Source organism: Bacillus sp. FSL K6-2944 (genome assembly GCF_038005385.1).
GTDB lineage: Bacteria > Bacillota > Bacilli > Bacillales > Bacillaceae_G > Bacillus_A > Bacillus_A cereus.
Map to the genome: position 1 here is coordinate 575,001 of NZ_JBBOTE010000002.1, position 21,483 is coordinate 596,483.

Genomic DNA, 21,483 nt, shown 5'->3' on the forward strand with positions numbered 1-21,483 from the left:
AAAGGGAAACAGCCCAGACCGCCAGCTAAGGTCCCAAAGTGTGTATTAAGTGGAAAAGGATGTGGAGTTGCTTAGACAACTAGGATGTTGGCTTAGAAGCAGCCACCATTTAAAGAGTGCGTAATAGCTCACTAGTCGAGTGACTCTGCGCCGAAAATGTACCGGGGCTAAATACACCACCGAAGCTGCGGATTGATACCAATGGTATCAGTGGTAGGGGAGCGTTCTAAGGACAGTGAAGTCAGACCGGAAGGACTGGTGGAGTGCTTAGAAGTGAGAATGCCGGTATGAGTAGCGAAAGACGGGTGAGAATCCCGTCCACCGAATGCCTAAGGTTTCCTGAGGAAGGCTCGTCCGCTCAGGGTTAGTCAGGACCTAAGCCGAGGCCGACAGGCGTAGGCGATGGACAACAGGTTGATATTCCTGTACCACCTCTTTATCGTTTGAGCAATGGAGGGACGCAGAAGGATAGAAGAAGCGTGCGATTGGTTGTGCACGTCCAAGCAGTTAGGCTGATAAGTAGGCAAATCCGCTTATCGTAAAGGCTGAGCTGTGATGGGGAAGCTCCTTATGGAGCGAAGTCTTTGATTCCCCGCTGCCAAGAAAAGCTTCTAGCGAGATAAAAGGTGCCTGTACCGCAAACCGACACAGGTAGGCGAGGAGAGAATCCTAAGGTGTGCGAGAGAACTCTGGTTAAGGAACTCGGCAAAATGACCCCGTAACTTCGGGAGAAGGGGTGCTTTCTTAACGGAAAGCCGCAGTGAATAGGCCCAAGCGACTGTTTAGCAAAAACACAGCTCTCTGCGAAGCCGTAAGGCGAAGTATAGGGGGTGACACCTGCCCGGTGCTGGAAGGTTAAGGAGAGGGGTTAGCGTAAGCGAAGCTCTGAACTGAAGCCCCAGTAAACGGCGGCCGTAACTATAACGGTCCTAAGGTAGCGAAATTCCTTGTCGGGTAAGTTCCGACCCGCACGAAAGGTGTAACGATTTGGGCACTGTCTCAACCAGAGACTCGGTGAAATTATAGTACCTGTGAAGATGCAGGTTACCCGCGACAGGACGGAAAGACCCCGTGGAGCTTTACTGTAGCCTGATATTGAATTTTGGTACAGTTTGTACAGGATAGGCGGGAGCCATTGAAACCGGAGCGCTAGCTTCGGTGGAGGCGCTGGTGGGATACCGCCCTGACTGTATTGAAATTCTAACCTACGGGTCTTATCGACCCGGGAGACAGTGTCAGGTGGGCAGTTTGACTGGGGCGGTCGCCTCCTAAAGTGTAACGGAGGCGCCCAAAGGTTCCCTCAGAATGGTTGGAAATCATTCGTAGAGTGCAAAGGCATAAGGGAGCTTGACTGCGAGACCTACAAGTCGAGCAGGGACGAAAGTCGGGCTTAGTGATCCGGTGGTTCCGCATGGAAGGGCCATCGCTCAACGGATAAAAGCTACCCCGGGGATAACAGGCTTATCTCCCCCAAGAGTCCACATCGACGGGGAGGTTTGGCACCTCGATGTCGGCTCATCGCATCCTGGGGCTGTAGTCGGTCCCAAGGGTTGGGCTGTTCGCCCATTAAAGCGGTACGCGAGCTGGGTTCAGAACGTCGTGAGACAGTTCGGTCCCTATCCGTCGTGGGCGTAGGAAATTTGAGAGGAGCTGTCCTTAGTACGAGAGGACCGGGATGGACGCACCGCTGGTGTACCAGTTGTTCTGCCAAGGGCATAGCTGGGTAGCTATGTGCGGAAGGGATAAGTGCTGAAAGCATCTAAGCATGAAGCCCCCCTCAAGATGAGATTTCCCATAGCGTAAGCTAGTAAGATCCCTGAAAGATGATCAGGTTGATAGGTTCGAGGTGGAAGCATGGTGACATGTGGAGCTGACGAATACTAATAGATCGAGGACTTAACCATATAATATGTAGCAATGTTATCTAGTTTTGAGAGAACATAAAAAACTTGTTGACTTTTAAAGTAAATAAGTTATAATAATGATTGTCTCAAAAGAATAATGTCTGGTAATGATGGCAGAGAGGTCACACCCGTTCCCATACCGAACACGGAAGTTAAGCTCTCTAGCGCCGATGGTAGTTGGGACCTTGTCCCTGTGAGAGTAGGACGTTGCCAGGCAATATTATTCCGCAGTAGCTCAGCGGTAGAGCTATCGGCTGTTAACCGATCGGTCGTAGGTTCGATTCCTACCTGCGGAGCCATTGGAGAGCTGTCCGAGTTGGCCGAAGGAGCACGATTGGAAATCGTGTATACGTCACAAGCGTATCAAGGGTTCGAATCCCTTGCTCTCCGCCATAGGATTTATAATATTTGGCCCGTTGGTCAAGTGGTTAAGACACCGCCCTTTCACGGCGGTAACACGGGTTCGAATCCCGTACGGGTCACCACTTTGGAGGATTAGCTCAGCTGGGAGAGCACCTGCCTTACAAGCAGGGGGTCGGCGGTTCGATCCCGTCATCCTCCACCATATAAATTTTATATGAATAGTATTATCGCGGGGTGGAGCAGCACGGTAGCTCGTCGGGCTCATAACCCGAAGGTCGCAGGTTCAAATCCTGTCCCCGCAACCAAATGGTCCCGTGGTGTAGTGGTTAACATGCCTGCCTGTCACGCAGGAGATCGCCGGTTCGACCCCGGTCGGGACCGCCATTTTAATAAGGCTCGGTAGCTCAGTCGGTAGAGCAGAGGACTGAAAATCCTCGTGTCGGCGGTTCGATTCCGTCCCGAGCCACCATTTATTTTAATAAAATACGCCGGCTTAGCTCAATTGGTAGAGCAACTGACTTGTAATCAGTAGGTTGGGGGTTCAAGTCCTCTAGCCGGCACCATGTAAGTTTCGGAGGGGTAGCGAAGTGGCTAAACGCGGCGGACTGTAAATCCGCTCCTTCGGGTTCGGCAGTTCGAATCTGCCCCCCTCCACCATTTACATAGGGGCATAGTTTAAAGGTAGAACTGAGGTCTCCAAAACCTCCAGTGTGGGTTCGATTCCTACTGCCCCTGCCAAATATATTTACACAACATGGCGGTTGTGGCGAAGTGGTTAACGCACCGGATTGTGGCTCCGGCATTCGTGGGTTCGATTCCCATCAGTCGCCCCATTTTTATTTTAAAAATTACAAATAATCTAATGGATACTTACATATAATTAAGTAAGAATTCGATGGGCTATAGCCAAGCGGTAAGGCAACGGACTTTGACTCCGTCATGCGCTGGTTCGAATCCAGCTAGCCCAGCCATTTTTGCGGAAGTAGTTCAGTGGTAGAATACAACCTTGCCAAGGTTGGGGTCGCGGGTTCGAATCCCGTCTTCCGCTCCAATAAAACTTTATATGGCGGCATAGCCAAGTGGTAAGGCAGAGGTCTGCAAAACCTTTATCACCGGTTCAAATCCGGTTGCCGCCTTTTCTTTTGTGCCGATGTGGCGGAATTGGCAGACGCGCACGACTCAAAATCGTGTTCCTTCGGGAGTGTCGGTTCGACCCCGACCATCGGTATCATGAACGGCGTAATAAAAGACTCTACACCAAATGTGTAGAGTCTTTTTATGTTTTCATCATACTATAAAATAAGCAAAAATGGTGTGTTGGTGAAATGGTTATAAATGATTAAGGTAAACTTATTCATTTAGTACATGCGATACAGTTGGGGAAAGCTACAAAACAATAAAGGGATAAATTTTTATCCCTTTATATAATTTCATTATTTTATAGAGAATTTCTCCAACCTGGTGACATGAAGTTAAATCCGACGCCACCAGTAGATATTAGTACATGATCAGCTGTTAATTTCGTAATTTCTAAGAACTTCTTTTCAAACTCTTCTCTGTTGTATTTGTACATAGTTGAGTGGCATGACCACATGTGCGTTGAAGTACTCAACCAGTCTCCTAATTCCTTTAATTCAGGAAACGACTCAAATCGAATTGGTTCATCTAATTTCATGAATCTCACTTGATAGATAGTTGGGTTTAACTTCTCTCCTATTCCTTTAAAAGCATGTGATTTTTTGTCTTTTGAATGTGTCATAATTCACCTTCTATCTTTCCTTCAAATTTTTTCCTATTTTTATTATACAACAATAGAAAACAATTATGGGAATAATATGGAAATCTTTATTGGCAATATAAAAAGACTGTAACAGAAATGTTAGAGTCTTTTTGTTAAATTATACTATGTGCTTCTAAAATTCGTAATAAACGTAGGAATTCATGTATAATATAACTTGTCGAAAGAACAAAATGATAGTGATTTATATTATGTCTGTAATATGAATCAAAAATGAACTTTTTATATTTCTTTTAAAAATGTGTTGAACACACATTATATTTCATATTAATATTTTTATGTAGATTTAAAACGGGAAAGAGAGTGGAAAGTATGGGCCGTAAATGGAACAATATTAAAGACAAAAAAGCATCAAAAGATGCAAATACAAGCCGTATATACGCGAAATTTGGGCGTGAAATTTATGTGGCAGCAAAACAAGGCGAGCCAGATCCAGAATCAAACCAAGCACTAAGAGTTGTATTAGAGCGTGCGAAAACATACAATGTTCCAAGAACAATTATTGATCGTGCAGTTGAAAAAGCAAAAGGCGGTTCAGAAGAAAATTATGACGAGCTTCGTTATGAAGGATTCGGACCAAATGGAGCTATGGTTATTGTAGATACACTTACAAATAACGTAAACCGTACTGCAGCAGATGTACGAGCTGCATTTAGCAAAAACAGTGGTAATATGGGTGTGAACGGTTCTGTAGCTTACATGTTTGATGCGACAGCTGTTATCGGCCTTGAAGGTAAAACATCAGATGAAGTTCTTGAAATTTTAATGGAAGCAGATGTAGATGCACGTGACATTCTAGAAGAAGAAGATTCTGTTATCGTGTATGCTGAACCAGATCAATTTCATGCAGTACAATCTGCACTTAAAGGTGCTGGCGTTGAGGAGTTTACAGTTGCAGAATTAACAATGCTTGCACAAAGTGATGTAACACTTCCTGAAGATGCTCAAGCACAATTTGAGAAAATGGTTGATGCATTAGAAGATTTAGAAGATGTTCAACAAGTTTATCACAACGTAGACTTAGGAGAGTAATACGATAGATGACCCTTTTCGCTTAGCGGATAGGGTCTTTTTTATGAAGTTAATTAAGGTGATGAAGTATTAAAGGTATTTTGTTGTAGGTAGGGAATATGATTATAGGGATATATAAAATATTCATTATCTCTAGGAGGCTTAATATGGAACATAAGACACCAAAGCATATCGTTGCTGTAGCAGGTTATTTAACAAATGAAAAAAATGAAGTGTTATTAACAAAAGTGCACTGGCGAGCTGATACGTGGGAGTTGCCAGGAGGACAGGTAGAAGAAGGCGAAGCGCTCGATCAAGCTGTCTGTAGGGAAATAAAAGAGGAAACAGGGTTAACGGTGAAGCCTATCGGAATTACAGGCGTTTATTATAATACTTCTATGCATATTCTAGCTGTTGTTTTTAAAGTAGCATATATAAGTGGTGAAATAAAAATTCAACCTGAAGAAATACAAGAGGCTAAATTTGTTGATTTAAATGAAGAGAACATAGATGAGTATATAACGCGTCCTCATATGAAATCTAGAACGCTTGATGCAATGAGAGCAACACATTTTATTCCGTATGAAACGTGGGAAGTACAGCCGTATAATTTAATAGGAAGATTGTAAAGAAAAGAGTAGCCGATTTGAGATACATTCGAATCACTACTCTTTTTTTGTATACTGTTTAAGAAAAAGGTCAAAATAATAATAGCACTAGTATTGATTTCGGGAACGTTTGTTCTGTATAATAAATCTATATGTTATATACATTTAGATTACTAGATAGTCAAAAGTATATATATTTGTAGATGATATAATTAAAGTGTAAAGTGAAAATATAATAGTCTTAAGGGTTTCTCTTTTATTGGTTATTCGTACTTTAACATAACCTATATTCAATATTTCAGATGAATAGTAGATAAAAAAAGACTGTGATACAATACTTTTTTATCCAACTATTTGCTGGGCAGTAAGCTTGATTAATGAGGGCCGATTAAAGTTTCACTTTATACCTTACAATGATGTAAGGTACGTGTAAGAGAAATCGATGGGATATTTTTTTACAACAATGTATTCTTAAAGTAAGAGTTATATGCTGTGTGGAAAAGAGGTGTTCAAGATGAAAGAACGAGTATTATCTAGGGTGAACTATCATCAAAAAGTTGCATTAAATCCAATGACTAAACTTTTTTATAAAGCCATTATATTATTATTATTGTTAAGTTGTACGTTATTATTCATTGGAAATGTAATGATTGAGAAAAGTGATATTAGTAAATTACATGTACCGGCTAAGTTAGAGGTGCCAGAATCATTAACACATGCATTTATTGCGACAGAAGATAAAAGATTTTATCATCATAACGGTTTAGATTATATAGCAATTATTAGGGCCTCTGTTGAGAATATAAAGGCTGGTGGTGTCGTGCAAGGAGGAAGCACAATTACACAGCAGCTATCTAAAAATGCCTTTTTAACGAATGAACGTACATTTTCTCGGAAGTGGAAAGAGATTTTTTATACGAAAAAAATTGAACGCACATTTACGAAGGATGAAATATTAAAATTATATGTAAGTAATATTTATTATGGAGAAGGAGCATGGGGAATTGAAAAAGCAGCAAACCTTTACTTCGGTAAAAAGGTGAACCAATTAACGTTGGCTGAAAGTGCAATGATGGCTGCTGTAGTAAAAGCACCTGCTTATTACTCACCTGCCCAAAATTATGATAAAGCAGTAGAGAGACGTAATGTCGTTTTGAGACTAATGGAGAAAGAAGGCTATATAAGCCATGATGAGTATGTTCAAGCAGTTAGTGAGAAATTGGTAATTCGTCATGATATAAAAATAGAGCAGTCGATGTTAAATAGCGCGCGTAAAAAAGCAGTAAGTTAAGAGAAGTTCCTACAGAGGAGCTTCTTTTTTTGAATAAATTGTGACAAATTGTGACACAATATCGTCACAATTATTGTGTTTTTGTAATTTATGTGAGCGTGTTCATTGCGTGACGTATATAAGTGTTGATATTATGTGTATTGTGTACAATGCTGTATACAGAATATGAATTTAAAGAGGAATGTATATGAAATCAAATAAACTCATGGCTCTTGGTATAGTTTTTTCTATCGCAGTATTGATTGTAATTGGAACAATTGCGTATAGCATCATAAATGACAAAAAAGATAAAGGGAATGAGATGTTTGCTTATTCTACGCAACAATCTTTAGGGAAAGATGATGCTCCAGTTAAGGTAGTTGAATTTGGAGACTTTAAATGTCCTGCTTGTCGTACTTGGGATGTAACAGTATTACCTCGATTAAAAGAAGAGTATATTGATAAAGGCAAAGTGCAGTTATACTTTATTAACTTCCCATTTATCGGAAAAGACTCAGATTTAGGTGCAGCAGCTGGTGAAGCAATTTATAAACAAGATAAAGATTCATTCTGGATTTTCTATGATGAGATTTATCAAAATCAAAAGAAAGATACGGAAGAATGGATTACAGAAGATTTGCTTCTTAGCATTGTGAAAGAGAAACTTCCAAAAGTTGATGTAGAGCAATTTAAGAAAGATTTACACAGTAAAGACATTAAAGAAAAAGTAAGTAAAGATTCAGATCGTGCTCAAAAATTAAAAGTTCAAGGTGCTCCTTCTGTATATGTAAACGGAAATCTTGCAAATCCTGATTTTGATAGTATGAAGAAGGCAATTGATAAAGAATTGAAAAAGTGATGAGGTCTCTCATCACTTTTTCGACTTTTTTCGATAAAATTCTTGCCTCTACTTTTTTTACATGCTATACTATTTTACATAAGTTATTCTAATATCTTATATGTAATTCATATTTGCGGGTGTAGTTTAGTGGTAAAACAAGAGCCTTCCAAGCTCTGGTCGAGAGTTCGATTCTCTTCACCCGCTCCAAATTTTATTAAAAGTTTTTCTATAAATTGTGATCAACGCAGTGTTTCGTTTCCGAGATAAACGAGGCATTGCGTTTTTTAATGTTTGAAAAATATAATTACATGCGAAAATAGAAGTAAATGATAGTATTCCAAACGTGAATTACTAACCAATAGAGTGGTTACATAAGGGGTGGATTCATCTGAGGAGGCGATTAAGAGTGGATTTTGAACAATTAAAGCAAGATGTAATTGCGTATAGTAAAACAATTGGCATAGATAAAATAGGCTTTGCGAGCGCTTCTCCTTTTGAGGAATTAAAGCAGCGCTTAATCCAGCAACAACAATTAAATTATCAATCTGGATTTGAAGAGCCTGATATAGAGAAGAGAACGAATCCGCAACTGTTATTACCGGGTGCTAAATCAATTATTGCGATTGCTTTAGCATATCCTTCAAAATTAAAAAATGCACCATTAAGTAAGCGTGGAGAACGCCGTGGGATTTTTTGTCGTGCTTCTTGGGGACAAGATTATCATCTTGTTTTACGAGATCGTTTGCAAAAATTAGAGGCATATTTAATTGAAAAACTTCCCGATATAGAAGTGAAGTCCATGGTTGATACAGGTGAATTAAGTGATCGAGCTGTATCAGAGCGTGCTGGTATTGGATGGAGCGGTAAAAACTGCTCTATTATTACACCTGAATTTGGTTCGTACGTATACTTAGGGGAAATGATTACAAATGTTCCATTCCCGCCAGATAAGCCGATAGAAGATCAATGCGGAGGCTGTACGAAATGTATCGATATTTGCCCTACCGGTGCTTTAATACAGGGGGGACAGTTAGATTCGAAGAAGTGCATTGCGTTTTTAACACAAACGAAAGGATTCCTACCTGAAGAATATCGCGATAAAATAGGAAATCGCATATATGGATGTGATACGTGTCAGACTGTTTGTCCGAAAAACAAAGGAATGGATTTTCATAATCATCCTGAGATGGAGCCGGATCCTGAGCTAGTTAAACCATTATTAACGCCACTTTTAACAATTAGTAATCGTGATTTTAAAGAGAAATATGGGATTATGTCAGGGTCATGGAGAGGGAAAAAACCACTGCAAAGAAATGCGATTTTAGCATTAGCACATTTTAAAGAAGCATCGGCAATTCCAGATTTAATTGGTGTTATGAAAGATGACCCAAGACCGGTACTACGCGGAACGGCAGCATGGGCACTTGGGAAAATTGGCGGAGATGGAGTAGGCGAAGCGATTGAGAAAGCGATGGAACGTGAGAAAGATGAAGAAGTGCTTCATGAAATGAATCGCGGGCTTGAATTGTTAGCACAGAAAAAAGAGTAGATAATATTTCCCTTTTTCATATTGTAATATGGGAGGGAGACAGAATGGTTGTAAAAACGAAGATTGAAAACCAAGTACAACAATTTTTAGCATATATAACGGAGAAAAGAACGAATGTGGATGGTATTGCTGAGGATTTACTACAAATGGCACTGAGAAAGAAACAATTGTTTCAAAGGCGTAGTGCACATATAGTGAAAGCAACTGCGGATGTTTCTTTCATTAGACAATTAAATAGTAATGACCATCAAGAAATTGATTATCAAATACATTTTAAATATTTAATTAAGCATAAAGAATTATTTTATATTGAAGAGGAACAATTAAAACGAAGAGTTTGTTTAAATAATAGTCGAATTATAGGCGATTCTGCTATTGAAGTGTCAGAAGAAATTAGAATGGGTGAGACATTAGAAAGGGATATTACGAAAGAGAAGTACGGTTCTTATCAGTATAATCGTTTAGAGGCAGTGAAATATGCAGAGCGTTGGTGGGATGACCGGAATCCTATGTATCGTAATTTCCCTGATAATTGTACGAATTTCATTTCTCAATGTCTTCATACTGGAGAAGTACCTATGAACGGGTATCCTAATATTCGTAAAGGATGGTGGCAAAGGGAGAATCAGTGGAGTTGGAGCTGGGCTGTTGCACATTCTTTTTATTGGTATTTGTCAGGTGCTACAACAGGACTTCGAGCAGAGGCGGTAGAGAGGCCAGAAGAACTTATTCTTGGAGATGTCATTGCTTATGATTTCGAGGATGACGGAAGATGGAATCATACGACGATTGTAGTAGCAAAAGATGCAGATGGTATGCCGCTTGTAAATGCACATTCAGCGAATAGCCGTCGACGTTATTGGAACTATGAAGACTCTAGTAAATATACACCACAAATGAAATATAAATTCTTTCATATTATTAATGGGTAGAGATTTTTCGCTCAAGTGGTATAATACGTAGTAGACAAAAAACAGAGGTGAATATCGCGTGGGAGTACATGTTGTTTTATATCAGCCAGAAATTCCAGCAAATACAGGGAATATTGCTCGTACTTGTGCAGCAACTGGAACAGAATTACATTTGATTAGACCGCTTGGATTTTCAACGGATGATAAAATGTTAAAGCGTGCAGGATTAGATTATTGGCAGCACGTAAAAATTACGTATTATGATTCAATTGAAGAATTTTATGAAAAAAATAAAGACGGTGAATTCTTCTATTTAACAAAGTATGGCGAGAAAGCTCATACAGCGTTTGACTATAGCAAGCGTGAGAAGGATTACTATTTTGTATTTGGAAGAGAAACAAACGGCTTACCAGCTAATGTAATCGAAGAAAACTTTGATCATTGTTTACGTATTCCAATGACAGATAAAGTACGTTCATTAAATTTATCTAATACAGCAGCAATTTTAATTTATGAAGCGTTCCGTCAACAAAATTACCCTGGATTAGATTTAGAAATCGTTTATTAAAAGTCGCCATATGGCGACTTTTTTTATAAAATAAAAATAATATATAATCATACATTTAAAAGAGAGGACATAATCATATAGAATGGGATATATGATTAAAAATAGATAAGACGGGTTGAGATAAATATGAAGGAAGAATATAGTAATCAAAATACCTTTTTAAGTATGATAGATATGGATTTAATTAGACAAGGATTATTACATGCTATTCAAGATTTAGTATTCATATTGAAAGTTATTGATAATGAAACGTTTCAATATATGTATGTGAATAAAATAGGAATGGATTATGCTAGGTTAAGCGAAGAGTGCTATGGAAAAACTTTTGCAGAAGTATTACCAAAAGATATAGCGGGGATATTGCAAAGGCAATATGCAAAAGTAGTGAGAGAAGCGAAAGCACACACCTTTTGTGATGTAGTCAATTTACCAAAAGGTGAGATACATTATGAATCTTCACTTAATCCTGTCTGCGACGAAGAAGGAATATGTCAATTTGTTATTTGCATTACAAGAGATATTACAGCTCAAATTGAGGAGAAGACAAAGATAGAGGAAAAACAAATGTTATTTAAGTCGTTACTGGAATATAATAATGACTCAATTATATCTATAGATTCTATAGGGAGAGTTACATATGCAAATCCGGCAACGTATGAAATATTTGGATACCGGTATGAGGAATTAAATAATAAATTTATTTTTGAATTCATTAATAAAGAATATGAAAAAGATTTTCAAAGTATATTTAAGGGATCGATGCAAGGAAAAGCAAAACAAATTGTTTCAAAGAAATATGTTCATAAAGAAGGGTACGAGCTATATATTTCTTTGAGAACTATCCCGATTATTGTGAACGGTGAAATTGTTGGGATTTATATTGTTACGAGAGATGTTACAAGGCAAGTATTAAACGAAATGCGAACAGAATATTTAGCTTACTATGACCAGTTAACGGGATTAATGAATAGAATTTCATGTACAAATAAGTTAAATACTTTTTTAAATGAGAGTGTAAATTTTGCGCTTGTATTTATAGATTTAGATGAGTTTCATCGTATTAATGATACATTTGGTCATAAAGAGGGAGATAAAGTATTACAAAAAGTTACAGAATGTTTAAGCAATCTAAAAATAGAAGGTATGCACTTATTTAGAGAACACGATGATCAATTTGTTATGTTGATAGAAAATATAAAGAAAGAATATGTAGAGGAAGTTGCAAAAAGCATACTGAAAAATATTAGTGAATATTTTGTAATCGAAGAAGAAGATGTATATTTAAGTGCATCAATTGGAATTGTAATGGCTCCAGCAGATGGAGAAGATGAAAAAATACTATTTCAGAGGGTCGATGCTGCTTTAGAAAAAGCAAAAGAAAAAGGAAAAGGACATTATCATTTTTATTGTAGTGGATTAGACTGTGAGCGTGAACAAAGGTTTATAATAGAAAACCAGTTACATCGTGCTATAGAAAAAAATGAATTTTTCTTATATTATCAGCCACAAATTAATATTGAAACGAAAAAAATAGCTAGTATGGAAGCTTTAATAAGGTGGGAGAATAAGGAATTAGGATTTGTTTCTCCAAACCAATTTATTCCGTTGGCAGAAAGAACAGGATTTATTATTAAGCTCGATGAATGGGTAGTAAATCAAGTGTGTCAGCAACTGCGCGAATGGTTAAATAAAGGATATGAAGTGGTCCCAATTGCGGTTAATATTTCAGCTAGACACTTTCGTTCTATTACATTAATAGAGATGATTACACGGGCTTTAAATAAGTACAATGTATCAGCTCATTTATTAGCGATAGAGGTTACAGAAGGAGCTCTTATACATAAAGATATATCAAAGAGAGTGTTACTACAATTAAAAGAACAAAATTTAAAGATTCATTTAGATGATTTTGGAACAGGCTATTCATCTTTAAGTTATTTAAAAACATATCCAATTGATACTTTAAAAATTGATCGTTCTTTTATGGAAGGTATACATATAGATGAACGTGATACGAATATTGCAGCTGCAATTATTCATTTAGCTCATACTTTAGAATTGAATATAATTGCAGAAGGAGTAGAAAAAAAGGAGCAAATACAGTTTTTGAAAGAAAAGAATGTGAAGCTTGTACAAGGTTATTATTATAGCCGACCACTATCCAAATATGATATGGAAAATATGTATTATAAATAAAAAAATGATGTGCTAAAAGCACATCATTTTTTATGTGTACCTGGTTTGTCATTGTAACCGGATGTAAAAATAGCTGTAAGAAATGTGAGTGATACACCTAAAATTAATAATAATTTCATACTAATATCCTCCTTACTGTTTTCGGTTTATGAGTTTTATTTATTATCCAAAATGTATGTAAGGTTCTTAGAAGAAAAGAATTTATTTATAATGAATAGCAGTGTAAAAATGTTAATACCTATATTATACAGAATTTTCTTTGAATTTTGGAGAGAATTTTAGCGTGCTATTATATATTTCGTTTTGATTTAAAGAATGTTTAAGGACATCCTAGCATACCTTTTATAATAATCCGATTGAACAAGGAGATGGGGGAGGAGCTATAATGGATATTCTAAAAAAGATTGAACAGCATCGAGCAGCAGAAGAACGTTTACAATGGGAAGGTACGTTTGCGGAGTATTTGGAGCTTGTGAAAGAAAGACCATGGGTGGCTCAAACAGCACACTCTCGCATTTACAATATGATAAAAGACGCTGGAATTGAAGAAGTTGATGGTAGAAGAAAGTATAACTTCTTTAGTAATCAGCTCTTTGGATTAGAGGATGCTCTAGAACGTCTTGTAGAGGAATATTTTCATCCATCTGCAAAACGATTAGATGTTAGAAAAAGAATTTTATTATTAATGGGTCCTGTTAGTGGAGGGAAATCAACGTTAGTTACAATGTTGAAACGAGGATTAGAAACATATTCGAGAACAGATCGCGGAGCAATTTTTGCAATTAAAGGATGCCCAATGCACGAGGATCCACTGCATTTAATTCCACATCATTTACGAGATGATTTCTTTGATGAGTATGGGGTTAGAATTGAAGGGAATTTATCACCACTAAATGTCATGCGTTTAGAGCAAGAATACGGATCAAGAATTGAGGATGTAGTTGTAGAGCGTATTTTCTTCTCTGAAGATCGCCGTACAGGGATTGGTACATTTAGCCCGTCTGATCCAAAATCACAGGATATTGCAGATTTAACAGGTAGTCTGGACTTTTCTACGATTGCAGAATATGGTTCAGAATCAGATCCGCGTGCGTATCGATTTGATGGAGAATTAAATAAGGCAAACCGAGGAATGATGGAGTTCCAAGAGATGTTAAAATGCGATGAGAAGTTTTTATGGCACTTATTATCGCTTACGCAAGAAGGGAATTTCAAAGCGGGAAGATTTGCGCTTATTTCAGCAGATGAATTAATTGTAGCGCATACGAATGAAACAGAGTATCGCTCATTTATAGCAAATAAGAAAAATGAAGCATTGCACTCAAGAATTATTGTAATGCCAGTTCCTTATAATTTACGAGTAAGTGAAGAAGAACATATTTATGAAAAAATGATTCGTGAAAGTGATGTATCGAATGTTCACATTGCACCACACACACTTCGCGTTGCAGCAATGTTCACTATTTTAACTCGTTTAAAAGATCCGAAGCGTCCGGATATTGATTTAATTAAAAAGATGCGTTTGTATGATGGAGAAACGGTAGAAGGTTATAATGCGATTGATGTAGAAGAATTACAACGCGAATATCAAGATGAAGGTATGAAGGGTATTGATCCTCGTTATGTCATTAACCGAATTTCGTCTACAATCATTCGAAAAGAGGTACCATCTATTAACGCGTTAGATGTACTTAGATCTTTAAAAGATGGGCTAGATCAGCATCCATCCATTAGTAATGAAGACCGTGAACGTTACATGAACTTCATCTCATTAGCGAGAAAAGAATACGATGAAATCGCGAAGAAAGAAGTACAAAAAGCGTTTGTTTATTCATATGAAGAATCAGCTAAGACGCTTATGGATAATTACTTAGATAACGTTGAGGCGTACTGCAATAAATCGAAATTACGTGATCCGTTAACAGGAGAAGAAATGAGTCCAGATGAAAAATTAATGCGCTCAATTGAAGAGCAAATTGGAATTTCAGAAAATGCTAAGAAAGCGTTCCGTGAAGAGATTTTAATTCGCATTTCTGCTTATGCCCGTAAAGGAAAACGCTTTGATTATAATTCACATGAACGTCTTCGTGAAGCGATTCAGAAAAAACTATTTGCTGATTTAAAAGATATAGTGAAAATTACAACATCAACGAAAACGCCGGACGAAAATCAGCTTAAGAAAATCAATGATGTTGTTGCGCGTTTAATTGATGAGCATGGTTATAATTCTTCTTCAGCAAATGAATTACTACGCTATGTAGGTAGCTTGTTAAACAGATAGTTTGATAACAAAACGCTGTCTCTTGTATTTTGCGGGACAGCGTTTTATTATCCGTTCATATGTGTATAAAGTGTCATACCTTGTCCAAATGTAATAAATTAAGATGTAATTTTATGAATTTATTGTCAATTATTTTTACAATATGCATATGATAGAGTAACCAACCATTCATACGAAAAAAGCCAACACAATACAATATGTTGCAAAGTAAAAATGTGTGCAACAATGCATTGTGTTTCTTTCTTATCAGTGGCTGAATATTTCTTTCTATTTATGTGAGTGGCAAAATTTTGTTTAGGATGCTCGGGGTATTGTATGAAAAACGTTATAAATGTTTATGGGATGATTTTCTGTGGGCAGTTACCTTTCAAATATTCTAGCTTGCATATTACAGAACAAAATTTATAGATTGCTGTTCATACAGGAAGACAATTACAGTAAGGAGGGAAAGGAATGGGCGAAGAAAATCAACCAAATTATACGATTTCACAGGAAAACTGGTCCCTCCATCGCAAAGGATATGACGACCAACAGCGCCATCAAGAAAAAGTACAAGAGGCAATTAAGAATAATTTACCCGATCTTGTAACAGAAGAAAGTATAGTTATGTCTAATGGCAAGGATGTTGTAAAAATACCAATTCGTTCTCTAGATGAATATAAGATTAGATACAATTATGATAAAAATAAACATGTTGGGCAAGGAAACGGTGACAGCAAAGTTGGTGATGTCGTTGCGAGAGATGGATCAGGTGGTCAAAAACAAAAAGGGCCAGGAAAAGGGCAAGGAGCAGGAGATGCAGCTGGGGAAGATTACTATGAAGCTGAAGTCTCTATTTTAGAATTAGAGCAAGCGTTTTTCAGAGAGTTAGAACTGCCTAATTTAAAGAGAAAAGAAATGGATGAAAACCGGATTGAACATGTTGAATTTAATGACATTAGAAAAACAGGATTATGGGGAAATATCGATAAGAAACGAACAATGATATCCGCATATAAACGAAATGCGATGGGTGGTAAAGCATCTTTTCATCCAATTCATCAAGAAGACTTAAAGTTCCGCACTTGGAATGAAGTATTAAAGCCAGATTCAAAAGCTGTTGTATTAGCGATGATGGATACGAGTGGATCGATGGGAATATGGGAGAAATATATGGCACGTAGCTTCTTTTTCTGGATGACAAGATTTTTACGCACAAAGTATGAAACAGTTGATATTGAATTTATTGCTCATCATACAGAAGCGAAAGTCGTTACAGAAGAAGAATTTTTCTCAAAAGGAGAAAGTGGCGGAACAATATGTTCTTCCGTATATAAAAAAGCATTAGAACTTATCGATAATAAATATTCACCTGACCGCTATAATATTTATCCATTCCATTTTTCAGATGGTGATAATTTAACATCAGATAATGCTAGATGTGTAAAACTTGTTGAAGAGCTAATGAAGAAGTGTAATATGTTTGGGTATGGGGAAGTGAATCAGTACAACCGCCACAGTACACTCATGTCAGCCTATAAAATTATTAAAGATGAAAACTTTAGATACTATATTTTAAAGCAAAAAGCAGACGTATTTCATGCGATGAAAAGCTTTTTTAGAGAAGAATCAGGTGAGAAAATGGCATAACCTCTTTTAAAGAGGTTCTTTTTTTGTAAACTTTTTATTTTTTCAGTTGACAATGATAATGAAAATCATTATCATTTATTCGAGAAATGATTACATTTTGAATTATATATTTCGGAGGAGATGTAAAGTTGAAACAAAATAAAAGAAAACGTATAAATGCAATGATTATAGCGGCGGCGTTATCACTTCCGTTTGCTGTGTATTCAACACCTGCTTTAGCGGCAGTAGCAATTGAGGCGAATAAAACTGGACAAGGTTTAGAAGATGGTACATATGACGCTGTTATTAAAGCGTATAAAGATAAAACGAATGAAGAGTCTATGGCAGCTGTTTATATAAAGGATCCGAAATTAACAATTGAGAATGGAAAGAAAATTGTAACAGCAACGTTAAGTGATAGTGATTTCTTTCAATACTTGAAGACAGAGGATATTCACACTCCAGGTGTGTTTCATGATGTGAAAGTAATATCAGAAGACAAAAAGAAAAATGGAACGAAAGTGATTCAGTTTGAAGTAGGGGAATTAGGAAAAAGGTATAATATGCGAATGCATATTTATATTCCAACAATGGCCTATGACAATAAGTACCAAGTACAGTTTGAAGTAAATACATTGAATTTAGATAAAGATGTTCCAGAAGCACAAAAGGAAAATAAAGAGGAGAAACAAGATGAAAACGGAAATGTAATATTAGATAAGCAATTACAAAAATATATTAATAAATACAACTTAAATAGAGATAATGTTGATGCGCCAATCACAAAGAAAGATTTATTAAAAATTAAAACGTTATCCATTTATTCTGGTAAAGGAATAAATGAAATAACTGGTTTAGAGTATATGACAAATTTAGAGAAGTTGACGTTACGAGAGTCTAATGTAAAAGACATATCAGCCATCTCGAAATTGAGAGGTTTGAAGTACGTTGATTTAACGTCTAATTCAATTGAAAGTATTCACCCAATTGAGCAGCTAGAGAATATTAATATGCTTTTTTTAAGAGATAATAAAATTTCTGATCTTACACCATTAAGTAAAATGAAAAAAATTAAAACATTAGATTTAATCGGTAATAACATTAAAGATATCCAGCCATTATTTACATTATCAACTATGAAACAATTATACTTAGCAAATAATCAAATCAGTGATCTTACGGGAATTGATCGATTAAATAATGTGGAACTATTATGGATAGGGAACAATAAAATTAATAATGTTGAATCTATTAGTAAAATGAGTAATCTTATTGAACTAGAAATTTCTGATAGTGAAATAAAAGATATATCACCATTATCTCAATTAGGAAATTTACAAGTGCTGAATTTAGAAGAGAATTATATCTCTGATGTATCGCCGCTGAGCACCTTAACAAATTTACATGAGATAAATCTTGGAGCAAATGAAATTTCTGACGTAAGGCCTGTTGAGGAATTAGGTAAGCGAATTTCAATTGACATTCAAAGACAAAAAATCTTTTTAAATGAAGCAAGTGTAGATGAAGAAATAAAAATCCCAGTATACAACCTTAAAGGAGAGCCACTTCAAAATATTAATCTACAAAGTGAGGGGGCTACTCTGAATAACGGATTTATAAAATGGAATAGTCCTGGAGAAAAAATATATGAATTTAAACTAGATACTAATTCTACTGAAAGTAAAATAAGATTTAATGGCACGGTTATACAGAATATAGTTGAAAAACAAAAAGAAAGTCAAAATGTAATTCTCGATAAAACTTTACAACAACATATTAATAAAGAGAATTTAGGTAGAGAGAATGTAAACGCTCCTATCACAAAAGAAGATTTATTACAGATTAAAAAATTAGAGATACTTAAAGAAAAAGGAAATGAGATAAAAGATATAACAGGTTTAGAATACATGACGAATTTAGAAAAACTTACTTTAGAAGGAGTAGGCCTGAAAAATATTGAGTTCATCTCAAACTTGAAACAATTGAATAATGTGAATGTATCTCATAATCAAATTGAAGATATAACACCACTATCTTCATTGGAAAATTTACAGTGGTTAAATCTTGCGGACAATCATATTAAAGATGTAACGGTTATTGGTTCCATGCTAAACTTATTTAGCTTAAATCTAGCTGGAAATGAGATTCGTGATGTAAGGCCGTTAATACAATTAGGTCAGTGGTTTACAATTGATGTTGGAAGACAAAATATCATTTTAAATGATGCAAAAATAAACGAAGAAATTCAAATTCCTGTATATGATTTAGAAGGAGAAAGTATTGAAAATATTCAATTGGTAAGTGAGGGAGGGACGTTTAATAACGGAGTAATAAAATGGAATACCCTAGGTGAAAAGGTGTATAAATTTGATTTAGATTCTGATGAAATTAGCATCAGGTTTAACGGAACAGTTATACAGAATATAGTGGAAAAAGAAGAAGTTGAAGAAACAAAAGAAGAAGTGAAAGAACCGGTAAAAGAAGTTGAAAGTACAAAAGAAGAAGTGAAAGAACCGGTAAAAGAAGTAAAAGAGGAAGTAAAAGAGGAAGTAAAAGAGCCAACGAAAGAAGTTGAAGAAGCGAAAGAGGAAGTGGACGAGCCAACAACAGGAGTTGAAGGATCGAAAGCGGAGGTAAAAGAAACAGGAAAAGAAATTGAAGGTTCAAAAGACGCGGTAAATCAATCAGTAGTAGTCCAAGAACAAAACGTGAATAATCAAGTTGTGAAAGAAAATAAACCAGCTGTTAATAAGCAAGAAGAAAGTAAGAAATCATTAGGAGCAACAGGTGGACAAGAGAATACATCAACATTACTTTCAGGCATAGCGTTAGTTCTTTCAGCACTGAGTATGTTTGTATTTAGAAAGAGATTATTTAAGAAATAAAAAACGTTTTATCTTATTATAACGTAAGATGATTATATGAGTTTTTGAGAAGACATTATCATGGCGATTTCATTTTGAAATATGCTTATGGTGATGTCTTTTTTAGAAGGATATAAATGGAAAAGGTGTGAATATATTAGTGAAGACCTGCGGTAGTATGTCAACTGAGAAATAACAAAGTTTAAAGTTGCCAAAGGTCAATTTGTTTAAAAAAGGCATCACGAAACTAAACCAGTAACGAATGTAATTTACTGGAAAATAATGAAAGGTAGCGATGACAAAAATTTATGTCATTCTTTCACACACCTTCCAGGCGTAAAAAGTTGGTGGCTACGTAGTAGCGCATCCACCAATCGCACAAATTTTCTTGCGGTTAGAACGAGTGCACGTTTGTGTTGATGTTTTGGTACTTCATTATATTTTTTCACGTAATACTCTTGATAATCTGATACATGCTTTCTTACTGAATTGGCGGCTTCAACTAAGTAATAACGCAAGTAATGATTACCTGTACGGGATAATGAAGTATCTTCAGCTGTAAAACGACCAGATTGGTGCTTTCGCCAGTATAATCCAGCGTATTTGGCTATTTTTGTTTCATCGTCAAATCTTTCGATTTGGCCAATTTCAGCAATGATACCGGCAGCGAAAACAGGACCTACTCCAGGAATAGATTCAAGTGTTTGGGTCAAACCAGCCATGATTTTTTTAATAGACTTTTCTAATTCCTTGATTTGCTGTTGAAACGTACGAATGACTGCGATGGATGTACCTAAGATGACATCTATTGAATCTTCTACAACCTTATCCAAGCGATAAGAAGCTTTCACAGCTTTTTGAATGGATGCTGCTACGCATTTTGGATCACCAAAACGGTTTCGACTTTTTTCCTGTAGGAACTCAGCGAGTTCTTCTAAAGGCATATTAGCTAGTTCCTCTAAGCTGAATTTTTCAAGAAATAGTTCTGTCATGGCGCTACCAAATACGGAAGTATCCACCTCTTGTGAAAATGTATTACATTTAAAACTTAGGTGTTGAAGAAAGTGTTGTTTTTCTTTCGTTAACATTTTGACAAGTTGGTATCGTGATCGAGTTAATTGCTGCAGTGCCACGTACTGGCTTTCTTTTACGATAGACATTTGATTGCGGCCAAATCGTAAGTAATCAGCAATGACATAGGCATCAATCTCATCGGTTTTATTCATGTCAGAATAGCTTTTCTTAAAATTTGCGACTTGCTTTGGGTTTAGGAGAAATACTTTTGCTCCAAAACGCTGTAAATCTATATCATGGTGAAGAAACATAGAAGGATGAAAGCTGTAAACAGAGGTGGATTCTAGGCCAATCTTAAGGATGTCGACCTCTTTCCCTGCAACACACTGTAATAATTTTTCTTTGAGTGTAGTAGCTCCTGGTAGGTCATTACTGACCGAAAAAGAATCCAGTTTTTCTCCATCACCATTTAAAAAGCAAACTTTCATATCAAACGAACTTACATCTAAACCAACAAATAATCTCATGTAAGAGACCTCCCTTCTATATTAGAATCATTTCTTGGACGTCTCGAGATATCTCTAGTGTGTACGCCGACCAACAACCTCGTGTATGAGAGCTAGTCCTGAATCGAAAGCCGCCCTAGAGCTACTATCATCTAGGTTCGAGGGGCAGGCTGCTCAGCCTGCGAGTAGGG

Annotated in this window: 13 protein-coding genes, 16 tRNA genes and 2 rRNA genes (1 of these 31 cut by a window edge); 29 read left to right on the forward strand and 2 right to left on the reverse strand. The window is 36.4% G+C overall.

Features of this window, described 5'->3' with window-relative positions; translation table 11 throughout:
* The 17 genes from MHH55_RS24005 to MHH55_RS24085 all read left to right on the forward strand — a co-directional run.
* Positions 1-1,904: ribosomal RNA gene (locus MHH55_RS24005) — 23S ribosomal RNA — on the forward strand; it begins 1,018 nt to the left of the window's first position.
* A 100-nt stretch (positions 1,905-2,004) separates the two neighbouring features.
* Positions 2,005-2,120, forward strand: a 5S ribosomal RNA gene (rrf, locus tag MHH55_RS24010).
* 8 nt (positions 2,121-2,128) lie between these two features.
* Positions 2,129-2,203, forward strand: a tRNA-Asn gene (locus tag MHH55_RS24015).
* A gap of 2 nt (positions 2,204-2,205) precedes the next feature.
* A tRNA-Ser gene (locus MHH55_RS24020) sits at positions 2,206-2,297 on the forward strand.
* A gap of 17 nt (positions 2,298-2,314) precedes the next feature.
* Positions 2,315-2,389, forward strand: a tRNA-Glu gene (locus MHH55_RS24025).
* Positions 2,390-2,393: 4 nt separating this feature from the next.
* Positions 2,394-2,469: transfer RNA gene (locus tag MHH55_RS24030), tRNA-Val, on the forward strand.
* Between the two features lie 26 nt (positions 2,470-2,495).
* A tRNA-Met gene (locus MHH55_RS24035) sits at positions 2,496-2,572 on the forward strand.
* 3 nt (positions 2,573-2,575) lie between these two features.
* A tRNA-Asp gene (locus MHH55_RS24040) sits at positions 2,576-2,651 on the forward strand.
* Between the two features lie 9 nt (positions 2,652-2,660).
* A tRNA-Phe gene (locus MHH55_RS24045) sits at positions 2,661-2,736 on the forward strand.
* A gap of 18 nt (positions 2,737-2,754) precedes the next feature.
* A tRNA-Thr gene (locus tag MHH55_RS24050) sits at positions 2,755-2,830 on the forward strand.
* A gap of 10 nt (positions 2,831-2,840) precedes the next feature.
* Positions 2,841-2,924 (forward strand) — tRNA-Tyr (locus MHH55_RS24055).
* A gap of 7 nt (positions 2,925-2,931) precedes the next feature.
* Positions 2,932-3,005, forward strand: a tRNA-Trp gene (locus MHH55_RS24060).
* 19 nt (positions 3,006-3,024) lie between these two features.
* Positions 3,025-3,100 (forward strand) — tRNA-His (locus MHH55_RS24065).
* Between the two features lie 63 nt (positions 3,101-3,163).
* Positions 3,164-3,238 (forward strand) — tRNA-Gln (locus MHH55_RS24070).
* A gap of 5 nt (positions 3,239-3,243) precedes the next feature.
* Positions 3,244-3,318: transfer RNA gene (locus tag MHH55_RS24075), tRNA-Gly, on the forward strand.
* Between the two features lie 14 nt (positions 3,319-3,332).
* A tRNA-Cys gene (locus MHH55_RS24080) sits at positions 3,333-3,403 on the forward strand.
* 10 nt (positions 3,404-3,413) lie between these two features.
* Positions 3,414-3,495 (forward strand) — tRNA-Leu (locus MHH55_RS24085).
* A 210-nt stretch (positions 3,496-3,705) separates the two neighbouring features.
* Here the strand turns inward: MHH55_RS24085 and MHH55_RS24090 are convergent.
* A complete protein-coding gene (locus MHH55_RS24090) occupies positions 3,706-4,026 on the reverse strand; it encodes a DUF3884 family protein (RefSeq protein WP_000149743.1) in 321 nt (106 codons plus the stop codon).
* Between the two features lie 351 nt (positions 4,027-4,377).
* On the opposite strand from MHH55_RS24090, the gene MHH55_RS24095 reads away from it, so the two are divergent.
* The 12 genes from MHH55_RS24095 (at position 4,378) to MHH55_RS24150 (ending at position 19,793) form a co-directional block, all read left to right on the forward strand.
* A complete protein-coding gene (locus tag MHH55_RS24095; protein ID WP_000532952.1) occupies positions 4,378-5,097 on the forward strand; it encodes a YebC/PmpR family DNA-binding transcriptional regulator in 720 nt (239 codons plus the stop codon).
* Between the two features lie 146 nt (positions 5,098-5,243).
* The gene (locus MHH55_RS24100; protein WP_000400455.1) at positions 5,244-5,705 is read left to right on the forward strand and encodes an NUDIX hydrolase; all 462 of its coding nucleotides are present in this window, start codon (positions 5,244-5,246) and stop codon (positions 5,703-5,705) included.
* Positions 5,706-6,198: 493 nt separating this feature from the next.
* The gene (locus tag MHH55_RS24105; protein ID WP_000664715.1) at positions 6,199-6,975 is read left to right on the forward strand and encodes a transglycosylase domain-containing protein; all 777 of its coding nucleotides are present in this window, start codon (positions 6,199-6,201) and stop codon (positions 6,973-6,975) included.
* 187 nt (positions 6,976-7,162) lie between these two features.
* Positions 7,163-7,813, forward strand: a complete 651-nt coding sequence (locus MHH55_RS24110; protein ID WP_000841307.1) for a DsbA family protein — start codon at positions 7,163-7,165, stop codon at positions 7,811-7,813.
* Positions 7,814-7,928: 115 nt separating this feature from the next.
* Positions 7,929-8,002, forward strand: a tRNA-Gly gene (locus tag MHH55_RS24115).
* A 199-nt stretch (positions 8,003-8,201) separates the two neighbouring features.
* Positions 8,202-9,344, forward strand: a complete 1,143-nt coding sequence (gene queG / locus MHH55_RS24120; RefSeq protein WP_000345215.1) for a tRNA epoxyqueuosine(34) reductase QueG — start codon at positions 8,202-8,204, stop codon at positions 9,342-9,344.
* Between the two features lie 44 nt (positions 9,345-9,388).
* The gene (locus MHH55_RS24125) at positions 9,389-10,276 is read left to right on the forward strand and encodes an amidase domain-containing protein (protein WP_000260591.1); all 888 of its coding nucleotides are present in this window, start codon (positions 9,389-9,391) and stop codon (positions 10,274-10,276) included.
* A gap of 58 nt (positions 10,277-10,334) precedes the next feature.
* Entirely contained in the window at positions 10,335-10,823 is a 489-nt protein-coding gene (trmL, locus tag MHH55_RS24130; RefSeq protein ID WP_000538147.1) for a tRNA (uridine(34)/cytosine(34)/5-carboxymethylaminomethyluridine(34)-2'-O)-methyltransferase TrmL, read from the forward strand.
* Positions 10,824-10,949: 126 nt separating this feature from the next.
* Positions 10,950-13,019, forward strand: coding sequence for a sensor domain-containing protein (locus MHH55_RS24135; RefSeq protein WP_075676510.1), 2,070 nt, complete (start codon positions 10,950-10,952; stop codon positions 13,017-13,019).
* 385 nt (positions 13,020-13,404) lie between these two features.
* Positions 13,405-15,300, forward strand: coding sequence for a PrkA family serine protein kinase (locus MHH55_RS24140; protein WP_000353273.1), 1,896 nt, complete (start codon positions 13,405-13,407; stop codon positions 15,298-15,300).
* Positions 15,301-15,753: 453 nt separating this feature from the next.
* The gene (gene yhbH / locus MHH55_RS24145; protein ID WP_078187316.1) at positions 15,754-16,929 is read left to right on the forward strand and encodes a sporulation protein YhbH; all 1,176 of its coding nucleotides are present in this window, start codon (positions 15,754-15,756) and stop codon (positions 16,927-16,929) included.
* A gap of 128 nt (positions 16,930-17,057) precedes the next feature.
* Positions 17,058-19,793, forward strand: coding sequence for a leucine-rich repeat domain-containing protein (locus MHH55_RS24150; protein ID WP_017656616.1), 2,736 nt, complete (start codon positions 17,058-17,060; stop codon positions 19,791-19,793).
* A 290-nt stretch (positions 19,794-20,083) separates the two neighbouring features.
* Here MHH55_RS24150 and MHH55_RS24155 read toward each other — a convergent pair whose 3' ends face one another.
* The gene (locus MHH55_RS24155; RefSeq protein ID WP_340880302.1) at positions 20,084-21,313 is read right to left on the reverse strand and encodes an IS110 family transposase; all 1,230 of its coding nucleotides are present in this window, start codon (positions 21,311-21,313) and stop codon (positions 20,084-20,086) included.
* Between the last annotated feature and the right edge of the window lie 170 nt (positions 21,314-21,483).